The 18,617-nt window shown below is 72.9% G+C and carries 14 protein-coding genes; 4 read left to right on the top strand and 10 right to left on the bottom strand.

Annotated elements, in window-relative coordinates:
* Positions 1-54: 54 nt before the first annotated feature.
* From RNC47_RS01465 to RNC47_RS01450, 4 genes are all read right to left on the bottom strand, one after another.
* The gene (locus RNC47_RS01465; RefSeq protein ID WP_311594727.1) at positions 55-828 is read right to left on the bottom strand and encodes an IclR family transcriptional regulator; all 774 of its coding nucleotides are present in this window, start codon (positions 826-828) and stop codon (positions 55-57) included.
* Positions 825-1,775: a DODA-type extradiol aromatic ring-opening family dioxygenase gene (locus tag RNC47_RS01460; protein WP_311594726.1), complete on the bottom strand. Its 951-nt coding sequence runs from the start codon at positions 1,773-1,775 to the stop codon at positions 825-827. The genes RNC47_RS01465 and RNC47_RS01460 overlap by 4 nt, the downstream gene beginning before the upstream one ends.
* Complete coding sequence (locus RNC47_RS01455) at positions 1,772-3,145, bottom strand: M20 family metallopeptidase (RefSeq protein ID WP_311594725.1); 1,374 nt, start codon at positions 3,143-3,145, stop codon at positions 1,772-1,774. Before RNC47_RS01455 ends, RNC47_RS01460 begins: the two co-directional genes overlap by 4 nt.
* Positions 3,146-3,260: 115 nt before the next feature.
* On the bottom strand, positions 3,261-4,490 hold the full coding sequence (locus RNC47_RS01450; protein ID WP_311594724.1) for a Rieske 2Fe-2S domain-containing protein: 1,230 nt from the start codon (positions 4,488-4,490) through the stop codon (positions 3,261-3,263).
* Between the two features lie 175 nt (positions 4,491-4,665).
* Between RNC47_RS01450 and RNC47_RS01445 the strand changes: the two genes are divergently transcribed.
* Positions 4,666-6,204 carry an AMP-binding protein gene (locus tag RNC47_RS01445; RefSeq protein WP_311594723.1) on the top strand — a complete coding sequence of 513 codons (1,539 nt, stop codon included), beginning with the start codon at positions 4,666-4,668 and terminating at the stop codon, positions 6,202-6,204.
* Here the strand turns inward: RNC47_RS01445 and RNC47_RS01440 are convergent.
* The 6 genes from RNC47_RS01440 to RNC47_RS01415 all read right to left on the bottom strand — a co-directional run bounded on the left by RNC47_RS01440 (position 6,173) and on the right by RNC47_RS01415 (position 13,012).
* Complete coding sequence (locus tag RNC47_RS01440; RefSeq protein ID WP_311594722.1) at positions 6,173-7,129, bottom strand: zinc-binding dehydrogenase; 957 nt, start codon at positions 7,127-7,129, stop codon at positions 6,173-6,175. The two genes, RNC47_RS01445 and RNC47_RS01440, sit on opposite strands and share 32 nt — an antisense overlap.
* The gene (locus RNC47_RS01435) at positions 7,129-7,983 is read right to left on the bottom strand and encodes an alpha/beta fold hydrolase (protein ID WP_311594721.1); all 855 of its coding nucleotides are present in this window, start codon (positions 7,981-7,983) and stop codon (positions 7,129-7,131) included. Before RNC47_RS01435 ends, RNC47_RS01440 begins: the two co-directional genes overlap by 1 nt.
* Positions 7,980-8,855 (bottom strand): alpha/beta fold hydrolase, encoded by an 876-nt coding sequence (locus tag RNC47_RS01430; RefSeq protein ID WP_311594720.1) that lies wholly within the window; start codon positions 8,853-8,855, stop codon positions 7,980-7,982. Before RNC47_RS01430 ends, RNC47_RS01435 begins: the two co-directional genes overlap by 4 nt.
* Before the next feature lie 121 nt (positions 8,856-8,976).
* Positions 8,977-9,750: an enoyl-CoA hydratase/isomerase family protein gene (locus RNC47_RS01425; RefSeq protein ID WP_311594719.1), complete on the bottom strand. Its 774-nt coding sequence runs from the start codon at positions 9,748-9,750 to the stop codon at positions 8,977-8,979.
* Positions 9,751-9,782: 32 nt separating this feature from the next.
* Positions 9,783-12,077 carry a CaiB/BaiF CoA-transferase family protein gene (locus RNC47_RS01420; protein ID WP_311594718.1) on the bottom strand — a complete coding sequence of 765 codons (2,295 nt, stop codon included), beginning with the start codon at positions 12,075-12,077 and terminating at the stop codon, positions 9,783-9,785.
* 98 nt (positions 12,078-12,175) lie between these two features.
* Positions 12,176-13,012 (bottom strand): IclR family transcriptional regulator, encoded by an 837-nt coding sequence (locus RNC47_RS01415; protein WP_311594717.1) that lies wholly within the window; start codon positions 13,010-13,012, stop codon positions 12,176-12,178.
* Between the two features lie 564 nt (positions 13,013-13,576).
* On the opposite strand from RNC47_RS01415, the gene RNC47_RS01410 reads away from it, so the two are divergent.
* The 3 genes from RNC47_RS01410 to RNC47_RS01400 all read left to right on the top strand — a co-directional run bounded on the left by RNC47_RS01410 (position 13,577) and on the right by RNC47_RS01400 (position 18,582).
* Entirely contained in the window at positions 13,577-14,776 is a 1,200-nt protein-coding gene (locus tag RNC47_RS01410) for an asparaginase (protein WP_311594716.1), read from the top strand.
* A 343-nt stretch (positions 14,777-15,119) separates the two neighbouring features.
* Positions 15,120-16,178 (top strand): alpha/beta fold hydrolase, encoded by a 1,059-nt coding sequence (locus RNC47_RS01405; RefSeq protein ID WP_311594715.1) that lies wholly within the window; start codon positions 15,120-15,122, stop codon positions 16,176-16,178.
* A 1-nt stretch (position 16,179) separates the two neighbouring features.
* Complete coding sequence (locus RNC47_RS01400) at positions 16,180-18,582, top strand: FAD-dependent oxidoreductase (RefSeq protein ID WP_311594714.1); 2,403 nt, start codon at positions 16,180-16,182, stop codon at positions 18,580-18,582.
* The last annotated feature ends 35 nt before the right edge of the window (positions 18,583-18,617 follow it).

Genomic DNA, 18,617 nt, shown 5'->3' with positions numbered 1-18,617 from the left:
GCCCCGCCCCACGAAATCGTTCCGGTGAGCAGGACGTTCCCTCCCGACCCCCGTTCACCGCAGCGCCCGGCCGATCCCCAGGGCCGCCGTGCGCAGCGCCGCGGCGTGCGCGGAGACGTCCATCCGGTAGCTGGGCGCGGTGACGGACAGGGCACCGACGAGGACGTTCTGGCCGCTGAAGACGGGCACCGCCATGCTGACGTAGCCGAGGCGCACCTCCTCGGCCTCGACGGCGACGCCCTCCGCCCTGATCCGCTCCAGCTGGGCGCGGAGCCGGCCCGGCGAGGTGACCGTGTGGCAGGTGACGCGCGGCAGCCCGTCGCCGACCACGGCGGCGAACAGCGAGCCCGGCGAGTAGGCCAGGATCGCCTTGCCGGTGGCCGTGCAGTACAGCGGCAGCCGACCACCGTCCCGGGACTCCTCGTTGAGGCCGCGGTGCGGGTAGATCTTCTCCAGGTACACCACGTCGAGGCCGTCGTGGATGGCGAAGTGGATGGTCTCCCGGGTGACGAGCAGCAGGTCCTCCATGTACGGCTGGGCCGCCTCGCGCAGCACCCGCTGCCGGTGCACCCGCTGGCCGATCTCGAAGAGCCGCAGCCCGAGCCGGTAGCCGGAGCCGGCGCGTTCCAGGAGCCCCCAGAGGACCAGTTCCTGGGCGAGGCGGTACACGGTGGCCTTGGCCACCCCGGTGCGGCGCACCAGTTCGGCGAGGGAGAGCGAGTCGTCGTCCGCGGTGAAGGCCTCCAGGATGGGCCGCACCTTGCCGAGCACCGAGTTCGTCGGGTCCGCGTCGTCGCGTTCCGCGGGCCGCAGCGTGGTGACCGTCACGGCTCCGTCCCCCGCGCCGGGTCGATGACGGCGACGGCCATCCCGGTGAGCCACTCCGGCAGTTGCTCGTAGGCGAGGCGCCGGCCGGGGGCGTGGTCGAGCAGCGCCGCCATCAGCAGCCAGGACCGCACCTCCTGCGCCCCGTTGCCGGCCGCCTTCTCCAGCTCCGCGGAGCTGAGGGCCGTGAGCCGCCGCAGCTCGCCGCGTTCGAGACGGCTCAGGAACTCCTCGTCGAACTCGGGCGAGAGCGCGGCCTCGGCGGCCCTGATGATCTCCCGGCGCCGGGCGTCGTACTCCCCGGAGTTCTCGCGGCCGTCGAGCCAGGCGCCGACCATGAACTCCTCGTCCTCGCCGTGCGGATCACGCCAGTCGGGCCAGGGCAGGCGGTGCGAGAGGCCACCGGAGCCGATCACCGCGACCCGCCGGTCGCCCGGGAAGGCCAGCACGGCGTCCCTGACGGCCGCGCCGAGCCGCTCGCAGCGCTCCAGGGTCGGCAGCGGCGGGGCGAACATGTTGACCACCAACGGCACGATCTCCACGTCGAGGCCGTCGAGCAGGTACTGAATGGCGTGCGACTGGCCGTGGTCGATCCGCAGCCTAGCCGAGAAGGCGAGGTCGAAGCGGCCGCTCTCCACCAGCGAGTCGGCGAGGTGCCGGGCCAGCTCCACGTCCACCGGCTGCGGGCCCTCCGGGGTGCCCGACTCGCCGTTGGCGACGCACTCGCCGACGCCGAGGGTGAACGCCGGGATCAGGTCGAGCCAGAAGCCGCGGAAGTGGTTGGAGCCGACGAGGACCACGGTGTCGGGGCGGGCCGCGGCGAGCGCGTCGCGCGCCGCCCCGAGCGCGTCGCGGAACCGCTCGGCGCGGTCCTTGTGGAAGGTCTCCTCCCAGTGGGTGTTCATCAGCGTGCTGTGCGAGGCACCCACGCCCAGGACGATCTCGGTCATGCGGCTGCTCCCTCCGGTTCTTCGAGTTCGGCGCGCGACCGGGTGACGGTGTCGACGGCCGTGCGGATCAGGTGGCGGGTGAGGCTCGCCATGGCCGTGACGGAGACGGTGTTCATCCCCCGGGCGAAGTCGATCGGGAACGGCGCCTGTTCCCGGGCGACCTTCGGCATGCCGACCCGCACGGTGGGGATGCCGCGCCCCCGCAGGATGTTGGCGTCGGTGGCGCCGCTGTTGCCCGGGACGGCCTCGTGCTCGCGCCCCTCGAAGGCCACCCAGCCGGCCGCTGCGCTGCGGAAGATCCAACTGTCCCGCTCGGTCCTGGTCCCGGGGATCGCGAGGACCAGTTCGGCGGTGACGTCGAGCCCCGGCCGCGCCTCGGCGAGCGCGCGGAGCGCCGCGGTGAACTCCCGCTTGGCCGCCATCGGGCTGGTGTCGGGCCCGATCCGCAGGTCCACCATCAGGGTGCAGGCGGCCGGGGTGACGGCCGCCATGCGCGGCCAGCCGCCGCGCACCGAGGAGACGACGCCCTGCGGGGCCACGGTGCCCCGGGTGTGCCGCTCGGCGTACCCGACGAACCACTCCTCGAGGTGGCGCGCCACCTCGCCGGCGCCCGCGATGGTGTTGTCGTACGGCAGCCGGTGTCGGGAGCCGACATAGGTGTGCGTGCCGCGGACGGTGACCTCGAACCAGACCAGGCCGACCTCCTCCCAGGAGACCGTCCAGCCGGGCTTGGCGATGACCGCGTAGTCGGTCCACACGCCCTGTTCGAGCAGGAACGAACAGCCCACGCCCTGGCCGGTGTTGCGTCGGACGCCGACCGGTCGGGCGTTGGTGGGCATGCCGCCGGCGCCGAACGCCGCGACCAGGTCGCCGGTGAGCGGGACGCCCGCGCGGGCGATCGCCTCGGCGGCCATCATCACGCAGGCCGCGTGGCCCTTCGGGTTGGAGGCGCCGAGCCCCGTCACCAGGTCGTCGTCGACGACGGTGGCGCGCGGGCGCATGTCCTCGCGCAGCTCGGGGCCGATCCACGGCAGGTCCTCCCGCTCCTCGCCCACGGTCAGGGTGTCGATGGGCGCGTAGAGCATCAGGTCGGGACCCGTGCCGTCGCCTTCGAGCCTGGCCCAGGCGTTGGCCTGCCGGTCGTCGAGCGGCTGGGCGCGGGCGCGGCATCCGGCGGCGGCGAGGGTGTCGGCGATGTGCCCGGCGAGCGCGGCCTCGTCGCCGGTCGGGCTCGGCACGTCGACCAGGCCGACGACGAGTTCGCGCAGCCGGTCGGCGGTGACGTGCCGCCACGCCGCCGCGGTCCAGGCCCGCCGCCGGTCGTCGAGGCCGGCGAGGCCGTCCGGGCGCTCGGGGCCTTGGGCGGTCACTGGTTGATCCTGTGGACCTGGGTCATGGTGGTGCGGGCCAGGCGCCGCCTGGCCAGCGGGAGGGCGACGGCGATGGCGGCCCCGGCCAGCAGGGTGAGCAGGGTGCGGGACATGGTCATGCCTTCTTCCGGGCGGTGGGGTCCTGGGGCCGCGCGCCGACGGCGGCCAGCTTCCCGCCGTACTCCTCCTCGCTGAGGTTCCGCCAGGCGGTCAGCGAGATGTCGGGGCGGTAGAGCTTCTCCGGCGGCGCGTCGGTGACATCGACCATCCAGGCGTCCTGGCCGGAGAACTGGCCGTGGAACAGCCAGCGGATCGCGCCCAGGTACTTGGCGTAGAACCGCAGGGTCTCCCAGCCCTCGGTGAAGTTGACCATCACGCCGACGTAGCGGTGGTGGTCCGCGTCGACCGGGACGTAGAACTCGTAGTGGATGAACTTGGGGTAGGCGATGCGCAGCACCCCGGGCATCGACAGGGACGCGAAGCCGGGGAACTCCTGGGCCTCGATCGTCGGGTCGACCTTGTCGGCCTTCCCGGTGTTGCCGATGTTGAAGGTCTCCTTGGGCGGCCGCTTCTTCCACCACCGCTTGTTGGACCAGTGCCCGACGCCGGGGAAGTCCGCCTCCCAGTGCACCTCGTCCTGGACGCGGTAGATCCACCGGCCGCGTGGCACGATCCGGGTGATGTTCCAGGTCGGCATGGGCTTGAACAGCCGCCACAGGGCCGTCCGGTGCAGGTACTTGGCGTGCCCCTCGTCGAAGCCGTTCTCGCAGGCGAACCGCCAGTTGCCGCCGCGCGGTTCGATGCGGCCGCCCATCACGAAGGGGTTGTCGACCAGTTCCTCGGGCAGCTGCGCGTCGATCGGGTGCGGTTCCTCGTCGGCGATCGGGATGTACACCCAGACCATGCCGAGGCGTTCCTCGACGGCGTAGGCGCGCACCGCGACCTTGCCGACCAGCCGGCAGCCGGGGCCGTCGGTGATGACGGCGGCGAGCTTGCCGGTGGGCAGGTCGAAGGTCCAGCCGTGGTACGGGCAGCTCACGGTGCCGGGGAACTGCTGGTCGCCCTCGGACAGCGGAACGCCCCGGTGCGGGCACCGGTTGTGCAGGGCGTAGGCCGTGCCGCCGTCGCGGATCAGCGCGATCTTCTCACCGCAGATCGTGAACGGCCGCGGCTTGTCGGTGACGTGGCTCGACCAGGTCACCGGGTACCAGTAGCCGCGGAAGCCCTCGGCCGCCCCGTCGTAGTGGGGCCACGAAGCCCAGTCCTGCCGGCCGGGCGCCTCCGCCGGAGTGCGCCCCGCCCGGGCCTTGCCCGTGGAGGCGAGTGGGCGTTCACCCGTCGTCATGGTGCGTGACCTCCTGCCGCTTTCGGTTCCTGGCGTCGAGCATCGGCGGCGGGGGCCGGTTCGCCTACCGGCCTGTTCCGTTGAACAGACCGGGGCGGTCGGCCCGGCCCCGGCGGGGTGCCGCTCAGCAGACCGGGCACTTGATCGCGGGCGCGGCGCCGGGCAGCATCCGGGTATGGAATCCCTGGCGGCCACCGTGCCCGAGCTCGTCGAGGAGGCGGCCGGCCGCTTCGGCGAGCGGCCCTTCCTGCGCCTGGGCGGGGTGACGCGTGACTACGCGGAGACGAGAACGGCCGTCGCCGGCATGGCCGGGGCGCTCGCGGCCCGTGGCTGCCGGCCCGGCGACCGGGTCGCGGCGCTGATGTCGAACCGGATCGAGCTGGTCGACCTGATCCTGGGCTGCGCGTGGCTCGGCGCGGTCGCGGTCCCGCTCAACACCGGTCTCGTCGGCGGCTCGCTGCGGCACGCGCTGGACGTGGCGGAGCCGTCCTTCCTCTACGGCGAGGCGCCGCTGGTGGCGCGGGCCCACGCCGCCGGATACCGCGGCCCGACGTGGCTGGTGGGCGCCGCGGACGCGCCACGGGCCGGCGCGGCCGAGGCGGTCGCCCCCGCGCCCGCGCGGCCCGAGGACACCGCCGCGGTCCTCTTCACCTCGGGCACCACCGGTCCTTCCAAGGGCGTGCGCTGTCCCCAGGCGCAGTTCGTCTGGTGGGGCCGCGGCGTCGGTGAGGCGCTGTGTCTCACGGCGGACGACGTGCTGTACAGCTGCCTGCCGCTGTTCCACACCAACGCGATCAACATGCTGGCGCAGGCGATGACGGTCGGCGCGAGCTGCGTCCTCGACGAGCGGTTCTCCGCCTCCCGGTACTGGTCGCGGGTGGCCGAGGCCGAGGCGACGGTCGGCTACCTGCTGGGGGCGATGGTGCCCATGCTGCTGGCCCAGCCGCCGGGTCCCGGGGACCGGGCGCACCGGGTGCGGCGCGGCCTGTCGCCGGCCACCCCGGGGCCGGCGTGGGGGCCGTTCCGCGAGCGGTTCGGCGTCACCCTGGTCGACGGCTTCGGCTCCACGGAGACCAACCTCGTGATCGGCTCCACCCCGCGGGACGCCCGCCCCGGGCTGATGGGCACCGTGCGCCCCGGGTTCGACGCGCGGGTCGTGGACGAGGCGCTGGCCCCCGTCCCGGACGGGACGGCCGGCGAACTCGTCGTCCGCAGCCACCGGGAGCACGCCTTCTCGACCGGCTACCTGGGCGGTCCGCCGGAGCCGTCGGACTCCTGGCGCCGGACCGGCGACCGGGTGGTCCGCGAACCCGACGGCTGGTTCCGTTTCGTCGACCGGATCAAGGACGTCATCCGGCGCCGTGGCGAGAACGTCTCCTCGCACGAGGTGGAGTCGGCGCTCCGCACCCATCCGGCGGTGGTCGAGGCCGCGGCGTTCCCGGTGCCCTCCGAGCTGGCCGAGGACGAGGTCATGGTCGTGGTCGTCCCGCGCCCCGGCGCGGTGCTCGACCCGGCGGACCTGGCCCAGCACTGCGCGCTGGAGCTGCCGGGATTCGCCGTGCCCCGGTACGTCGAGGTGGTACCCGCGTTGCCGCTCACCGAGACCGGCAAGGTCCGCAAGGCGGTCCTCCGGCAACGCGGGGTCACCGCCGACACCTGGGACCGGGCGGCGGCCGCGTCCGTCACGTCGGGACGACGACCGCCCGGCCCCTGACCCGGCCGGCCCGCAGCGCGTCGAGCGCCGCGGCCGTGTCGGCCAGGTCGAACGTCTCGACGGCGAGCCGGAGTTCGCCGGCCGCGAGCCGGCCGACCAGCTCCGCCGACACCTCGCGCGCCCGCCGCTCCCGCCTGATCATGTTCACCGGCAGCAGCGCGACGTCGTTCAGCAGCCAGGACGGCAGGTCGAGTTCGACCCTGGGCCCCGTCACATAGCCGATCACGACCGCGCGGCCGCCCGGCCGCACCCACCGGCTGCGGCCGATCAGCTCCGCGCCGCCGAGCGTGTCGACCAACAGGTCCGCCGACCGGGCCGCCGCCAGGCGGCCGGCCGCCTCGGGGTCGGTCGCGTCGACGGCCTCGACGCCCTCGGGCACCCGGGCCAGCTGGTCGGCCCGGCCCACCACGCCGATCACCGTGGCGCCGGCGGCCAGCGCCTGCTGCGCGACCATCGAGCCGACCGCGCCCGCCGCGCCCACGACGACGACCTCCTCGCCCTTCGCCACCCCGCCGACGTCGTGCAGCGCGACGTGGGCGGTGGTCGCGGGGACGAAGAAGCTGGCGGCGACCTCGGGGGGCAGCGGCGCGGCGAGCGGCGTGACGGCCTTGCGGGGCACGCTGACCCGCTCGGTCCAGGTGCCGTCCCGCAGCAGGCCGAGGCCGGCGCCGCGCAGCAGGACCTGGGTGCCGGGGGCGAGCCCGGAGTCGGCGTCGGCCTCCAGGACGACGCCCGCGCCCTCGACGCCGCCGACGTAGGGCAGGTTCGGCCGCATTCCGAAGTCGCCCGAGGCGACACTGACGTCGAGGTGCGCGACGCCGGCGGCCTGGACGGCGACCAGCACCTGGCCGGCCTCCCGGACCGGTTCCGGCATCTCGTCGAGCACCGGCGGGGTGCCCCAGGCGTGGAACCTGGCCGCCCGCATCAGTCCACCGCCCCGCGGAGGAAGGCGAGGCTGAGGGCGTTGTACCGCTCGGCCTGCTCGTGCTGCGGCCAGTGCCCGCAGGCGTCGAAGAGCTCCAGCCGCGAGCCGGGGATCGCCTTGTGCATCGCCGCGGCCTCCGGGACCTCGCCGAACGGGTTCTGCCTGCCCCACACGACGAGGGTGGGCTGGACGATCCGGGCCAGGTGCTCGGGCCGCAGCAGGTTGCGCTGGCGGCGCTCCATGTCCTGGAGGGAGAGCAGGTTGTCGACGTTGGCCACGAAGTCGGGCTGGTGGTAGATCGCGTGCCGGACCTCGACCAGTTCCTCGGTGGCGTCCGCGTCGTCGGCCATCAGCAGCCGCAGCCGCTTGCGGGTGAGGTCGACGTCGTCGCTGGCCACGGCGTTCCTGGTGCTGGTGCGGATCCGCTCCATGATCGCCGGATTGGCCACGGTGCCGCCTGAGCACAGCAGTTGCAGGCTCAGGACGCGCCCCGGCCGGTCGATCGCGGCGCGCGCGCCGACCCAGCCGCCGAGGGACTCCCCCACGATGTGGGCGGCCCGGACGCCGACGGCGTCCAGGTAGTCCAGCAGGTGCGCGACGTAGTCGGCGATCTCGTACGGCCGGTTCGGCTTGCCGGTGTAGCCGTGGCCGAGCATGTCGATGGCGTGCAGGTCGAACTCGGCGTGGGCGCCGATGTTGCGGGTGAACGCCTCCAGGTGGCCGCTGGTGCCGTGCAGGAAGACGACGGCCGGGGCCTGCGGGTCGCCGGCGCGCAGCGCGCGGGTCCGCACGCCGCCCGCGTCGACGTACTCGACGCGGAAGGGGGTCGGGCTCAGTTCGGTCCAGATGCTCACGGGCGGTGCTCCGGTGTGTGACGGGGGGCGATCGAGTCGAGGAAGCCGGTGACCACGGCGTGGTACGCCGCCGGGCGCTCCTCCTGGGGGTGGTGCGAGACGTGGTCCATCACGTGCAGGTTTCCGTTCGGCACCATGCGGGCGAGCATCAGCGGGTAGTCCGGGGTGAGAAACGCGTCGTGCATGCCCCAGACGAACAGGGTGGGCGCCTGGATCCGTCCCAGCTCCTCGGTGAGGTCCTGCCAGTCGCCGCGGGGCGAGTCGGACCTGGCGGCGAGCGCACGCTCGCCCTCGTCGAGGCTCTGCTCGTACCGCAGGTCGAGGGTCTCCTCCGGCAGCTTCGCGCCGTCGTACCACTCGAGGCGGGTGATCAGCTCGCGCATCTTCTCGCGGGTCGGGCCCTCGCCGCCGTAGTAGACGTCGCGCGCGTTGCGGCCGCGGCGGCCGCCCTCGGGCAGCGGGGCGAGCGGGCCGTGGAAGACCGGCATGCTGCCGGTGACCACCAGCGAGCGGACCCGGTCCGGGTACGTCGCGGCCAGGTTGAGCGCGATGGTGCCGCCCCAGGAGTTGCAGACGAAGTCGGCGCGGTCCACGCCCAGCGTGTCCATCAGGCCGACCGTCTTCGCGGCGTGGTGGTCCCACATCGGCCCCTCGATGCGGGATTTCTCCGACCTGCCGTACTGCTGGATGTCCACCAGCAGGCAGCGCCGGTCGGCGGCGAACAGCGGCGTGACCGGGCCGAAGTCGCTCCACGCCGTGCAGCCTGGGCCACCACCGTGCAGGAAGATCGTGTCGGGGCCGACGCCCAGGTCGTGGTAGTGGTAGCGGATCCCACCGCCGTCGGCGTAGTGGCTCTCCGGTGGTGCTGTCATGCGGATCCTTCCGTCTCTCCGGCGTCCTGCCGGGCAGAGCCCACCATCGGCGGCCGCCGGAAGCCAGCACGGAGGTCCGCTGGGCGGACTGTCGCCGCGGCGGGTCGCCGGCCGGTGCGGGTCAGCGGCCGGTGAAGGCCGCCGCGCGCTTGTCGAGGAACGCCTGGAGGCCCTCGGCGGCGTCGGCGGTCCTGGTCAGCTCGCGGACGCCCTTCTCCTCGCGGCGCAGCGCCTCCTCGACGGGCAGCCCGAAGCCCTCGTCGACGACCCGCTTGAGCAGCCCGATGGCAGCGGTCGGCTTCGCGGCGAGCCGGTGGGCGTGCTCGGCGACCACGGCGTCGAACTCGGCGGCGTCGGCCACGACGTCGACCAGGCCGAGCTCCAACGCCCGCCCGGGGGTGAGCCGTTCGCCCTCGATCATGAGCCGCTTGGCGAGGTGCGGCCCGACCAGCCGGGGCAGCCGCTGGCTGCCGCCGGCGCCGGGGAACAGGCCGAGCGCGATCTCGGGGAAGCCGAAGCTGGCGTCGGCGTGCAGGATCCGCAGGTCGCAGGCGAGCGACAGCTCGGCGCCGCCGCCCAGGGCGTGCCCGTTCATGGCGGCGACGACGGGCTTGGGGGCGAGTTCGAGCGTCCGCTGCACGTCGATCCAGCGCCGCATCCTGGCCTGGTTCTCGTCCGACAGGTCCCGCATCACGGCGATGTCGGCGCCGGCCACGAAGAACCGGCCGGTGCCGGTGACGACGAGGCAGCGCACCGTCGGATCGGCCACCAGGGGCGGCAGCACGGCCAGGAACTCCTCGATCATGGCCGGGTCGACGGCGTTCGCCTTGGGCCGGTCGATCCGGATGGTGGCCACCGCGCCGTCGCGAACCACGTCGAGCACCGACACCGTCATGGGGAGTCCTCCTCGTTCACTGCTTCTCTCGGTCACTCGAGCACGCCCGCGGCCGCGAGCTCCGCGCACCGCTCGTCGCTCAGCCCGAGCAACTCCCGCAGCACGGCGGTGGTGTGCTGGCCGAGCAGCGGCGCCGGGGCGGTGAGCGCGCCCGGCGTGGCCGCCAGCCGGGCCACGACGCCCTCGTGGCGGACCGGCCCGGTGAGGGGGTGGTCGAGCTCCTGGTAGAAGCCTCGGGCGGCGAGCTGTTCGTCGGCCTCGACCAGGTCGCGACCGGTCGCCACGACCGCGGCGGCGATGCCCTCGGCCTGGAGCCGGGCGGCCAGCGTGGCGGCGTCCTGACCCCGGGTCCAGGCGGCCAGCGCGGCGTCGATGGCGTCCTCGTGCGCCCGGCGAGTCGCCAGGTCGCCGTCGCCCGGCAGGTCGACGAGCTTGGTGAGGGCGCGCCACTGCGGCTCGTCCCGCACCGCTACCGCCACCCAGCGATCGTCCCCGGCCGCCGGGTAGACGCCGTGCGGCACGGCGAGCGGCGAGCGGTTCGGATGCGCCGCGGTGCGCGGGTCGGGTCCGGGCCGGCCCAGCGCCGGTTCGAGCACGGCCGGGCCCATCGTCGCCGCCATGGCCTCCAGCTGGGACAGGTCGACGTGCCCGCCCCGGCCCCCGGCCAGCAGGTCGAGGGTGGCGAGCACGGCGGCGTTGGCCGCGACCATGTCGCCGAGTCCGAAGGTCAGGCCCTGTGGCGGGCCGCCGGGGTCACGGGTCTCGCTGGACAGACCGGACATCGCGGCCAGCGTGTCGGCGAAGGTCACGGCGTCGCGCCAGGGTCCCGTCCCGCCGACGCCGGCCATCGACACGAGGATCACGTCGGGGTTGAGGGAGCGCAGGTTGGCGTAGTCCATGCCCCACCGGGCGAGCACGCCGGGGCTGAAGTTCTCCACGACGACGTCACAGTGCGGCACCAGCTCGCGCAGCAGGCGCTGCCCGTCCGGGGTGCGGAGGTTGAGCGCGACGCTCCGCTTGTTCCGGTTGAAGTTGAGGAAGTAACCGCTGTCGTCGTGGCCGGCGCCAGGGCGCAGCCGCATGGACGGGGCGAACCTGGTGGGATCCTGCCGGTGCCGCGACTCGATCTTGACGACGTCCGCGCCGTGCTCGGCGAGTTGCTTGGTCGCATAGGGGCCGGCCAGCACCCACGTCAGGTCGAGCACCCGCACCCCGCTCAGTGGGCGGACGCCGGCCCGCGCCCGAAGCCCTCGTGGCCGCCCGTGGCGCCACGGCGCCGCCCGGGGCGCCTCGTGCACGGCGTCGAGCGTCACCGGCCGGGGCAGCTCCGACCAGGGAAAGCCGACGTCCTCGACCCCGCCATCGGGCAGACCCTCGCCGACGACCGTCACGAAGAACCCGCGGTCCCGCAGCTGCGGGTTGTCCGGCAACCGCTCGGGCGGCACGACCTCGGCCCACGGCAGCGCGCGGGCCCGGCCGCCCTCGGCGATCTCGGCGGCCGTCCGGCGGGCCGCGAACCGGGCCACGATCTCGTCGACGTGCGGGCGACCGCGCCACCGGAAGGCGGCGTCGCCCCAGCGCTCGTCGACCAGGTCGCCCGCCTCGCCGGCCTCGACCAGCCATGCCAACAGATCCGTCCACATCCGGTCGCTGCCGGAGTAGCCGCCGGCCACGTGGCCGTCGGCGGCCTCGAAGATCCGGTGCGCCACGTGCTCGTACACCCCGCCGTTCCGCACCGGGTGGCGGCCGGCGTGGATCCACGCCACGGCACCGGTCTCCAGGGTGGCGGCGGTCGCCTCCTGCACGGAGACGTCGACGAGTTGACCGGTCCCGGACAGCACGCCGAGCAGCGCGCCGATCGCGGCGTGGGCGCCGGCCACCCCCAGCGCCTGCTCACGGGGTGGTGGCTTCGGCTGCCCGTCCGGCCGACCGCCGAGCCAGGTCATCCCGCCCGCTGAGGCCAGCACGAGGTCATCGCCCGTCCAGTCACGCCGTGGCCCGGTGAGCCCGAACGGCGTCACGACCACGTGTACCGCGTGCGGCCAGCGCGAGGTGCCGTCCGCGCGCAGCCCGCGCAGCGTGGCGACCGGCCCGCTCTCCAGCACGACGTCGGCGCCGGCGGCCAGTTCGTCAAGACCCGCCAGGTCCCGCGCCCGTGTCCAGCGCTTGCCCGCGTGCCAGTGCGCCCGCTCCGCCGGCGTCGACCCGGTGCCCGGATCGATCCGCAGAACGTCGGCGCCGAGCCCCACCAGCGAGCGAGCGCCGTGGAAGGCGAGTTCGTCGGTGAGATCGAGCACGCGCAACGGCACAGAGCGCCCTACCAGCACGGTTCCTCCTCGAGCGTGTCGCACCGCCTCACCATCGCCCGGTGCGGGGCGCTCGGCCAGCGGCGCGTTCCGCTCATCAGACCGCCGGCGGAACGTCGTCAGAGCGTCGCGCGGCCCCGGGAGCCGGCGGCTGGCCTTCGCGTCGTCGTCGCCGGTGCGGCGGGCATGCGCCGGTCCATCGCCCGCGCGATGCCCGCCGCCGTCGCGCGCAGCTGGGGCACCAGGCGTTGCGCCGTGACCTGGGCAACGGGCGCCGTGGCCGAGACGGCCGCGTGCACGGTGCCGTCCTCCCCGATCACCGGGACGGCGAGGCTGCCGTAGCCGGACAGGGTCTCCCCGACCTCCAGGGCGAAGCCCCGCTCGGCGACGATGGAGAGTTGCCGCCTGAGCGCGTCGACGGAGACGACGGTGCGCTCGGTCAGCGAGGGCAGTCCGGTCTCGGCCAGCCGCTCCGTCTGTTCCCGGCCGGACTGCGACACGGCGAGCAGCACCTTCCCGGTCGCGGTACACCAGGCCGGCAGCCGCCCGCCGACCTGCGAGTGGCTGTGGATGCTGGCCCCGCCGGCGATCTTCTCCAGGTAGAGGACGTGCGTCCCGTCGAGCACGGCGAGGTGGATGGTGGCGCGGGTGCTCGTGTACAGGTCGGTGAGCAGCGGGCGCGCGACGGCCCGCAGGGAGGCGGAGGCCAGCACCCGCTCCCCCAGCTCGAACATCCGGATGCCGAGCTGGTACGACTCGCCGCGACGCTCCAACAGCCCCCACTGCACCAGCTCCTGCGCGAGCCGGTAGGCCGACGCCTTCGGCACCCCGGAGCGCCTGCTCAGCTCGGTCAGTCGGAGCTGGAAGGGACCGGACTCGAACGCGGCAAGCAGCAGCTGCGCCTTGCCCAGGACGGAGTTGGGGCGTTCGGTCTCCTCGTCGGCGCCTGCCACCATCTGTGTTCTCCTCACTCCGCTGCCTGTCCATCCGTTCGTCCGGCCGAACATCCGGACGTCACCCGCAGTGAACCAGGGACAAAGACCCACGAACACCCCCTGGCGACCATGACTTCCGCGGACGGACACGGAAAGTGGACCAACGGGACGTTTCGGCGAGGAATCCACGTGTAAACATCAGGTCACCACGCGAACACGCCGCTGTTGACATACACGGTCACCCGGTAACACCCCCGGCGCCGTCACCCGGGGCTCAGCGGCCGCGCCATCCGGGCACCCGCGCACTCGTCCCGCCGCGCGGCAGGTGCGGCAAAAGCGCCCATTAAACCCGAAGCGGCGTCGCGGCGGAAGGGCGGCTCTCGCCCTCCCGGCGTTCGACGTCGACTGCCACACTGACCGCCCCGAGCCTCCCCCGGTGACCATCGTTGCGCCACCCGGCTCGGACCAGCGCACCCCCGCTCCCCGCGAGAGGTTGCCGCCCCCTCCTGGCACAGCGCCGTGCCCGCGCCGACGGGCCCCGGGCCCGTCCGGCCCCAACACCGCACCACAGTCGAAGGAACCACCATGAGGTACGGCCTGCCACGACGCGCCCGCGTCGCTCTCCCCCTCACCGCCTCCCTGCTGCTCCTGGCGGGCTGCGACGCCGCCAGCGAAGCCGAGGCCGAGGCCGAGGCGGAACCGACCCCGGTCGAGACCGCCGCGCCCGAGTTCACGGACGCCGACGGCGAGAAGCCCAACATCGTCATCCTCGACGGCGGCGGCACCATCGTCTCCACCGCCGAGGGCCCCGCCGACTACACCCACTACGGCGACGAGAGCCTGGACGGCATCCAGGACGTCCTCGACCGCATCTCCCCCGAGATCGACGAGGTCGCGAACCTGGAGATCGTCGACGGCGCCATCCCCGGCGTCTCCTCCACCACGACCGTCGAGCAGCTCTTCGAGATGACCCGGCAGTTGGACGGCATCATGGCCGACGACGAGGTCGACGGCGTCGTCGTCAACACCGGCACCAACATCATGGAGGAGATCTCCTACTGGGCCGACCTCACCGTGCGCAGCGACAAGCCCCTGGTGTTCACGGGCTCGATGCGGCAGGCCAACACCTTCTCCTTCGACGGCGAGGCCAACCTCTTCAACGCCATCCGCGTCGCCGCCAGCGGCGAGACCCGCTGCTTCGGCGCCGTCCAGCTGCTGAACGACGAGTTCGTCGCCGCCCGCGAGGTGACCAAGACGGACGCCTGGCGCACCGACACCTTCAGCGGCGGCCGCTACGGCGCGCTGGGCACCGTCGACGGCGACAACGTCAGGACCGTGCGCGCCCCCGCCCGGGTCCTGGACTGCGGCACCGAGGAGTGGGCCACCCCGTTCGACCTGAGCACCGTCGACGTCGACGACCTGGCCCAGGTCGAGATCGTCTACAGCTACGTGGAGGCCGACGCCACCCCCATTGAGGCACTGGCCGAGGCCGGCGTCGACGGCATCGTCACCGCCGGCCACGGCGCCGGCGGCATCTCCGCCGCCCAGTCCGAGGCGCGGGAGGCCGCGATCGCCGACGACGACGTCCTGTTCGCCAACACCACCAGGACCGGCTCCGGATCCATCTACGACGACGGCACCGAAGGCGTCCTCCCCGGCTACGACCTCACCCCGCAGAAGGCCCGGGTCCTGCTCCAACTCGCCCTGACCTTCTCCGACGACGAGGACCAGATCCGCGACTGGTTCACCACCATCGGCGCCCCCGAGTTCAACGGCGTCGAATAACACAGGGCCCGGTGTGTCAGCCGGCGGGGCAGATCGCTGCGCCTCGCCGGCCCACGGCCTCACCCCGGCAACCGCTTCTCGGCTCAGTCCTGCGAGATCCCAGGGGCATCGGATGGCTCGGAAGGTCAAAGGCTTGGCACGCACTGTTGTGTGCCTGCTGCCAGATGTCACGGAACCATGAGCCCGGGGAGTCGTCGGCCGCCCGCTCACCGTCGGTCGGAGGGCCGCGCGCAGCGACGCTGCTCTCGCCCCTGGGCGGGGTCGCGGCTGTGCCACCCGTGTGGGATTCGGCTACGTCGGAGTTCGGATGGAACGCAATATTCCCAGGTTCACGCTCGTGGGTGTGCCGGACGCCGAGGTCACGTCGCACCCGTTCACGACACAGGACGGCCTGAGGCTGGACTTGACCCGTTTCAAGCGGAGCGAGTGTGAGGACGTTGTCCTGCTGGTGCATGGGCTGACCGGATCCAGCGACATGTTCATCATGCCCGAGCACTACAACCTGGCCCGATACCTCCTGGACAACGGGCTTGAGGACGTGTGGACACTCGACCTGCGGATGAGCAACCGGTACCCGTACAACACGGAGCCGGGACAGTTCACCCTGGACGATGTCGCCCACTACGACCATCCGGCCGCGCTGGCGGAAGTGCGCCGGCATGTGGGGAAACGGCGGATCCATGTCATCGCGCACTGCCTCGGCTCGACCTCGTTCATGATGAGCCTGTTCGCAGGCGCCGCCTCCGGGGTCGCCAGCCTGATATCTCAGAGCGTGGCGCTGGTCATGCGGGTGCCGAGGTGGTCGCGTTGGAAACTCGAGTACGCGCCGGAAGCCCTCGAACTCGGTCTGGGACTCGCCTCCGTCGACCCTCGCATGGCCGAGGCCACACGATTCAGCCGAGGATGGCTGCTTTCCCGGCTGGTGTCGCTGGCCCATCAGGAGTGTGACAACCCGGCCTGCCACATGGTGAGTTTCATGTGGGGCACAGGGTGGCCGGCGCTCTACAGCCACGCCAATCTGGCGCCGGCCACCCATGACCGCATCGCCGACCTCCTCGGCCCTGTCGGAATGCACTACTACCGGCACATCCGGAAGATGGCCCGAGCCGGGCGCGCCGTGAAGTACGACATCGCCGACCGGCGGCACGCCGACCTGCCCGACGACTACCTGGTCGACGCGGCACAGCAGGACACACCGATTCTCTTCCTGACCGGCGCCCACAACAACGTCTTCGGGGACGCGAACGTCGCCTGCCACCGGCTCCTCTCGCAGCACTCCCCCGACCTCTACGAATTGGCGGTGCTGCCCGGCTACGGCTACATCGACCCCATCCTCGGCAAGCACGCACACCGCGACGTGTTCCCGGTGATGCTCGACTTCCTGAAAAGGCGGGCGAACTGACATGCCGAACCACGTGGCTCCCACTCCCTCAGAGCACGTGGACACCGTGGTCGTCGGCTCCGGTTTCGGCGGTTCCGTGACGGCGTACCGGCTGGCCGAGGCCGGCCTGTCGGTGGTGCTGCTGGAGCGCGGCCGGGCCTACCCGCCCGGTTCCTTCGCCCGCACCCCGGCGGAACTGGGCCGCGCCTTCTGGGACCCGGCAGCGGGTCTGCACGGACTCTTCGACGTACGCAGCTTCCGCAGGTTCGACTCCGTGGTGGCCAGTGGCCTTGGGGGCGGCTCCCTCGTCTACGCGAACGTGTTGTTACGCAAGGACGAGCACTGGTTCGTCGACGAACAGCCACTGCCCGGCGGCGGATTCGAGTCCTGGCCAGTGAGCCGCGCCGACCTGGATCCCCACTACGACGCGGTGGAGCGCATGCTCAGCGCGACGCCCTACCCGCTGGAGCGTCCCCCCTACACGCGCACGCCCAAGACGCACGCGATGCGGGAGGCCGCGGACATGCTCGGACTGGACTTCCAACTGCCGCCCCTCGCCGTCAGCTTCGCCCCCGAGCCCGGCGCCGACCCCGAACCGGGACTCCCGATCAACGAACCGGCGTACGGCAATCTGCACGGCACGGCCCGCAGGACCTGCCGGCTGTGCGGCGAGTGCAACCTCGGCTGCAACGAAGGAGCGAAGAACAGCCTCGACCACACCTATCTCTCCGCCGCTCGGCACCACGGCGCCGACCTGCGCAGCCACCACGAGGCACGGGCCATCCGCCCCCTCCCGCGCAGCGGATACGCGGTGGACTACGTACGGTACGACCCGAACAGCACGGGCCGAGGGGTCGGCCACAGCGGTCCGCCGACGGTGCAGACGATCGGCTGCGACCGACTGGTGCTGGCCGCCGGCACCTACGGCACCTCAACCCTGCTGCTGCGCTCCCGCAGACACCTCCCCGGCCTGAGCCCGGCCCTCGGAACCCGCTTCTCGCCCAACGGAGACCTACTCGCCATCCTGGTCAGGGCCGGGAGGGGCGGCCGCCCTCGCCCCCTGGAGCCCAGCCGCGGGCCGGTGATCACAGCCGCGATCCGACTGCCCGACGAACTCGACGGCCCTGGCGAGCGTGGTCGCGGCGGATACCTTGAGGACGGTGGATACCCCGCCTTCGTCGACTGGCTTTCGGAGGGCGCCCACCTCCCGCAGCAACTCTCCCGCGGCATGCGTTTCGCGCTCGGGCGGATCCTCGCGAACGCCACCCGCGCACCGGACACCAACCTGTCCCGGGCGGTTTCGGAACTGGTCGGGCAGGGGCTGCTCTCAAGCACCTCTGTTCCGCTGCTCGGCATGGGCCGGGACATACCGGACGGCATGCTCCGGCTGCGCGACGGCCGGCTGGACGTCGATTGGAGCACGGCCACAAGCGCCGCGTACTTCGACCGGCTGCGCGCGACCATGCGGCAGGTGGCCGACGTCCTGGAGGCCCGCTACGTGGACAACCCGCTGTGGTACCGCAAGCGCGTCGTGTCCGTCCATCCAGTCGGCGGCGCGCCGATGGCACACCGGGCCGAGGACGGCGTGTGCGACGCGTACGGCGAGGTGCACGGCCACCCGGGACTCTACGTGGCGGACGGCGCGGCGATCCCGGGGCCGGTGGGCACCAACCCGTCGCTCACCATCGCGGCGCTGGCCGACCGCATGTGCACACGCCTGTTGGAGAACCGCTCCGCCACGCGTGCCCGGCGGTCGGTGAACCTCCCGCCCACCGCCACCACATACCGCGCCACCACCTTTCTCACCTTCACCGAGCGGATGCGTGGGTCCTACGATCCCGGGGCGCGGGATCCGCACGCGGCGGGCACACCAGGAGGCGACGCCGGCGCGGTGCGGAAACGGATCTCGGCTCGGCTCACGGTCACGATCGACGACGTGGACAGCTTCCTGGACGAACCCGGTCACCAGGCCCGGGTAGACGGCTGGATCGACTCGCCAGGCCTCGGCGGCCGACGGCCGATCCTGCATGGCTCGTGCCGCATATTCTCCCCGGACGACGCCGCCGAAGGCCGGGCACTGACGTACCGGCTCCACTTCACCGACGCCGAGGACCGCCCTCACACCCTCACCGGACGCAAGGAACTCACGGGCGAAACCCCGCTGAGTCTCTGGCCGGAGACGACCATCCTCCCCTTCCAGCTGCTGGACGGCCACGTCCGAAGCCAGGAAGAACCACGGGCGACGGTCGTCGGCGCAGGGCGACTGCACATTCCGGTCACCGACTTCCTGCACCAGTTGACGACCTTCCGTACCACCGGACCACGCGGCGCCACCGCGCTCGACCGCTTCGGCCGGTTCTTCCTCGGCCGGCTCTGGCACTTCTACGCTCCACGAGCTCGATGGCCCGGCCGCAGGCGGAAATGAACCGCGCCCGGCACCACCGGCCGGGCGGGGTCCGG

The sequence above is a fragment of the Streptomyces millisiae genome (genome assembly GCF_031845425.1).
GTDB classification, from domain to species: Bacteria; Actinomycetota; Actinomycetes; order Streptomycetales; family Streptomycetaceae; genus Streptomyces; species Streptomyces millisiae.
Note: the sequence above shows the minus strand (reverse complement) of the source record. Positions and strands in the feature narration are given on the sequence as shown.

What these genes read in the sequence shown, in the direction of transcription:
- RNC47_RS01460 (WP_311594726.1), bottom strand. Translation starts at nt 1,775, where the DNA reads ATGACCGAGATCGTCCTGGGCGTGGGTGCCTCGCACAGCACGCTGATG.
- RNC47_RS01450 (WP_311594724.1), bottom strand. Translation starts at nt 4,490, where the DNA reads ATGACGACGGGTGAACGCCCACTCGCCTCCACGGGCAAGGCCCGGGCG.
- RNC47_RS01445 (WP_311594723.1), top strand. Translation starts at nt 4,666, where the DNA reads ATGGAATCCCTGGCGGCCACCGTGCCCGAGCTCGTCGAGGAGGCGGCC.
- RNC47_RS01440 (WP_311594722.1), bottom strand. Translation starts at nt 7,129, where the DNA reads ATGCGGGCGGCCAGGTTCCACGCCTGGGGCACCCCGCCGGTGCTCGAC.
- RNC47_RS01430 (WP_311594720.1), bottom strand. Translation starts at nt 8,855, where the DNA reads ATGACAGCACCACCGGAGAGCCACTACGCCGACGGCGGTGGGATCCGC.
- RNC47_RS01425 (WP_311594719.1), bottom strand. Translation starts at nt 9,750, where the DNA reads ATGACGGTGTCGGTGCTCGACGTGGTTCGCGACGGCGCGGTGGCCACC.
- RNC47_RS01415 (WP_311594717.1), bottom strand. Translation starts at nt 13,012, where the DNA reads ATGGTGGCAGGCGCCGACGAGGAGACCGAACGCCCCAACTCCGTCCTG.
- RNC47_RS01410 (WP_311594716.1), top strand. Translation starts at nt 13,577, where the DNA reads ATGAGGTACGGCCTGCCACGACGCGCCCGCGTCGCTCTCCCCCTCACC.
- RNC47_RS01400 (WP_311594714.1), top strand. Translation starts at nt 16,180, where the DNA reads ATGCCGAACCACGTGGCTCCCACTCCCTCAGAGCACGTGGACACCGTG.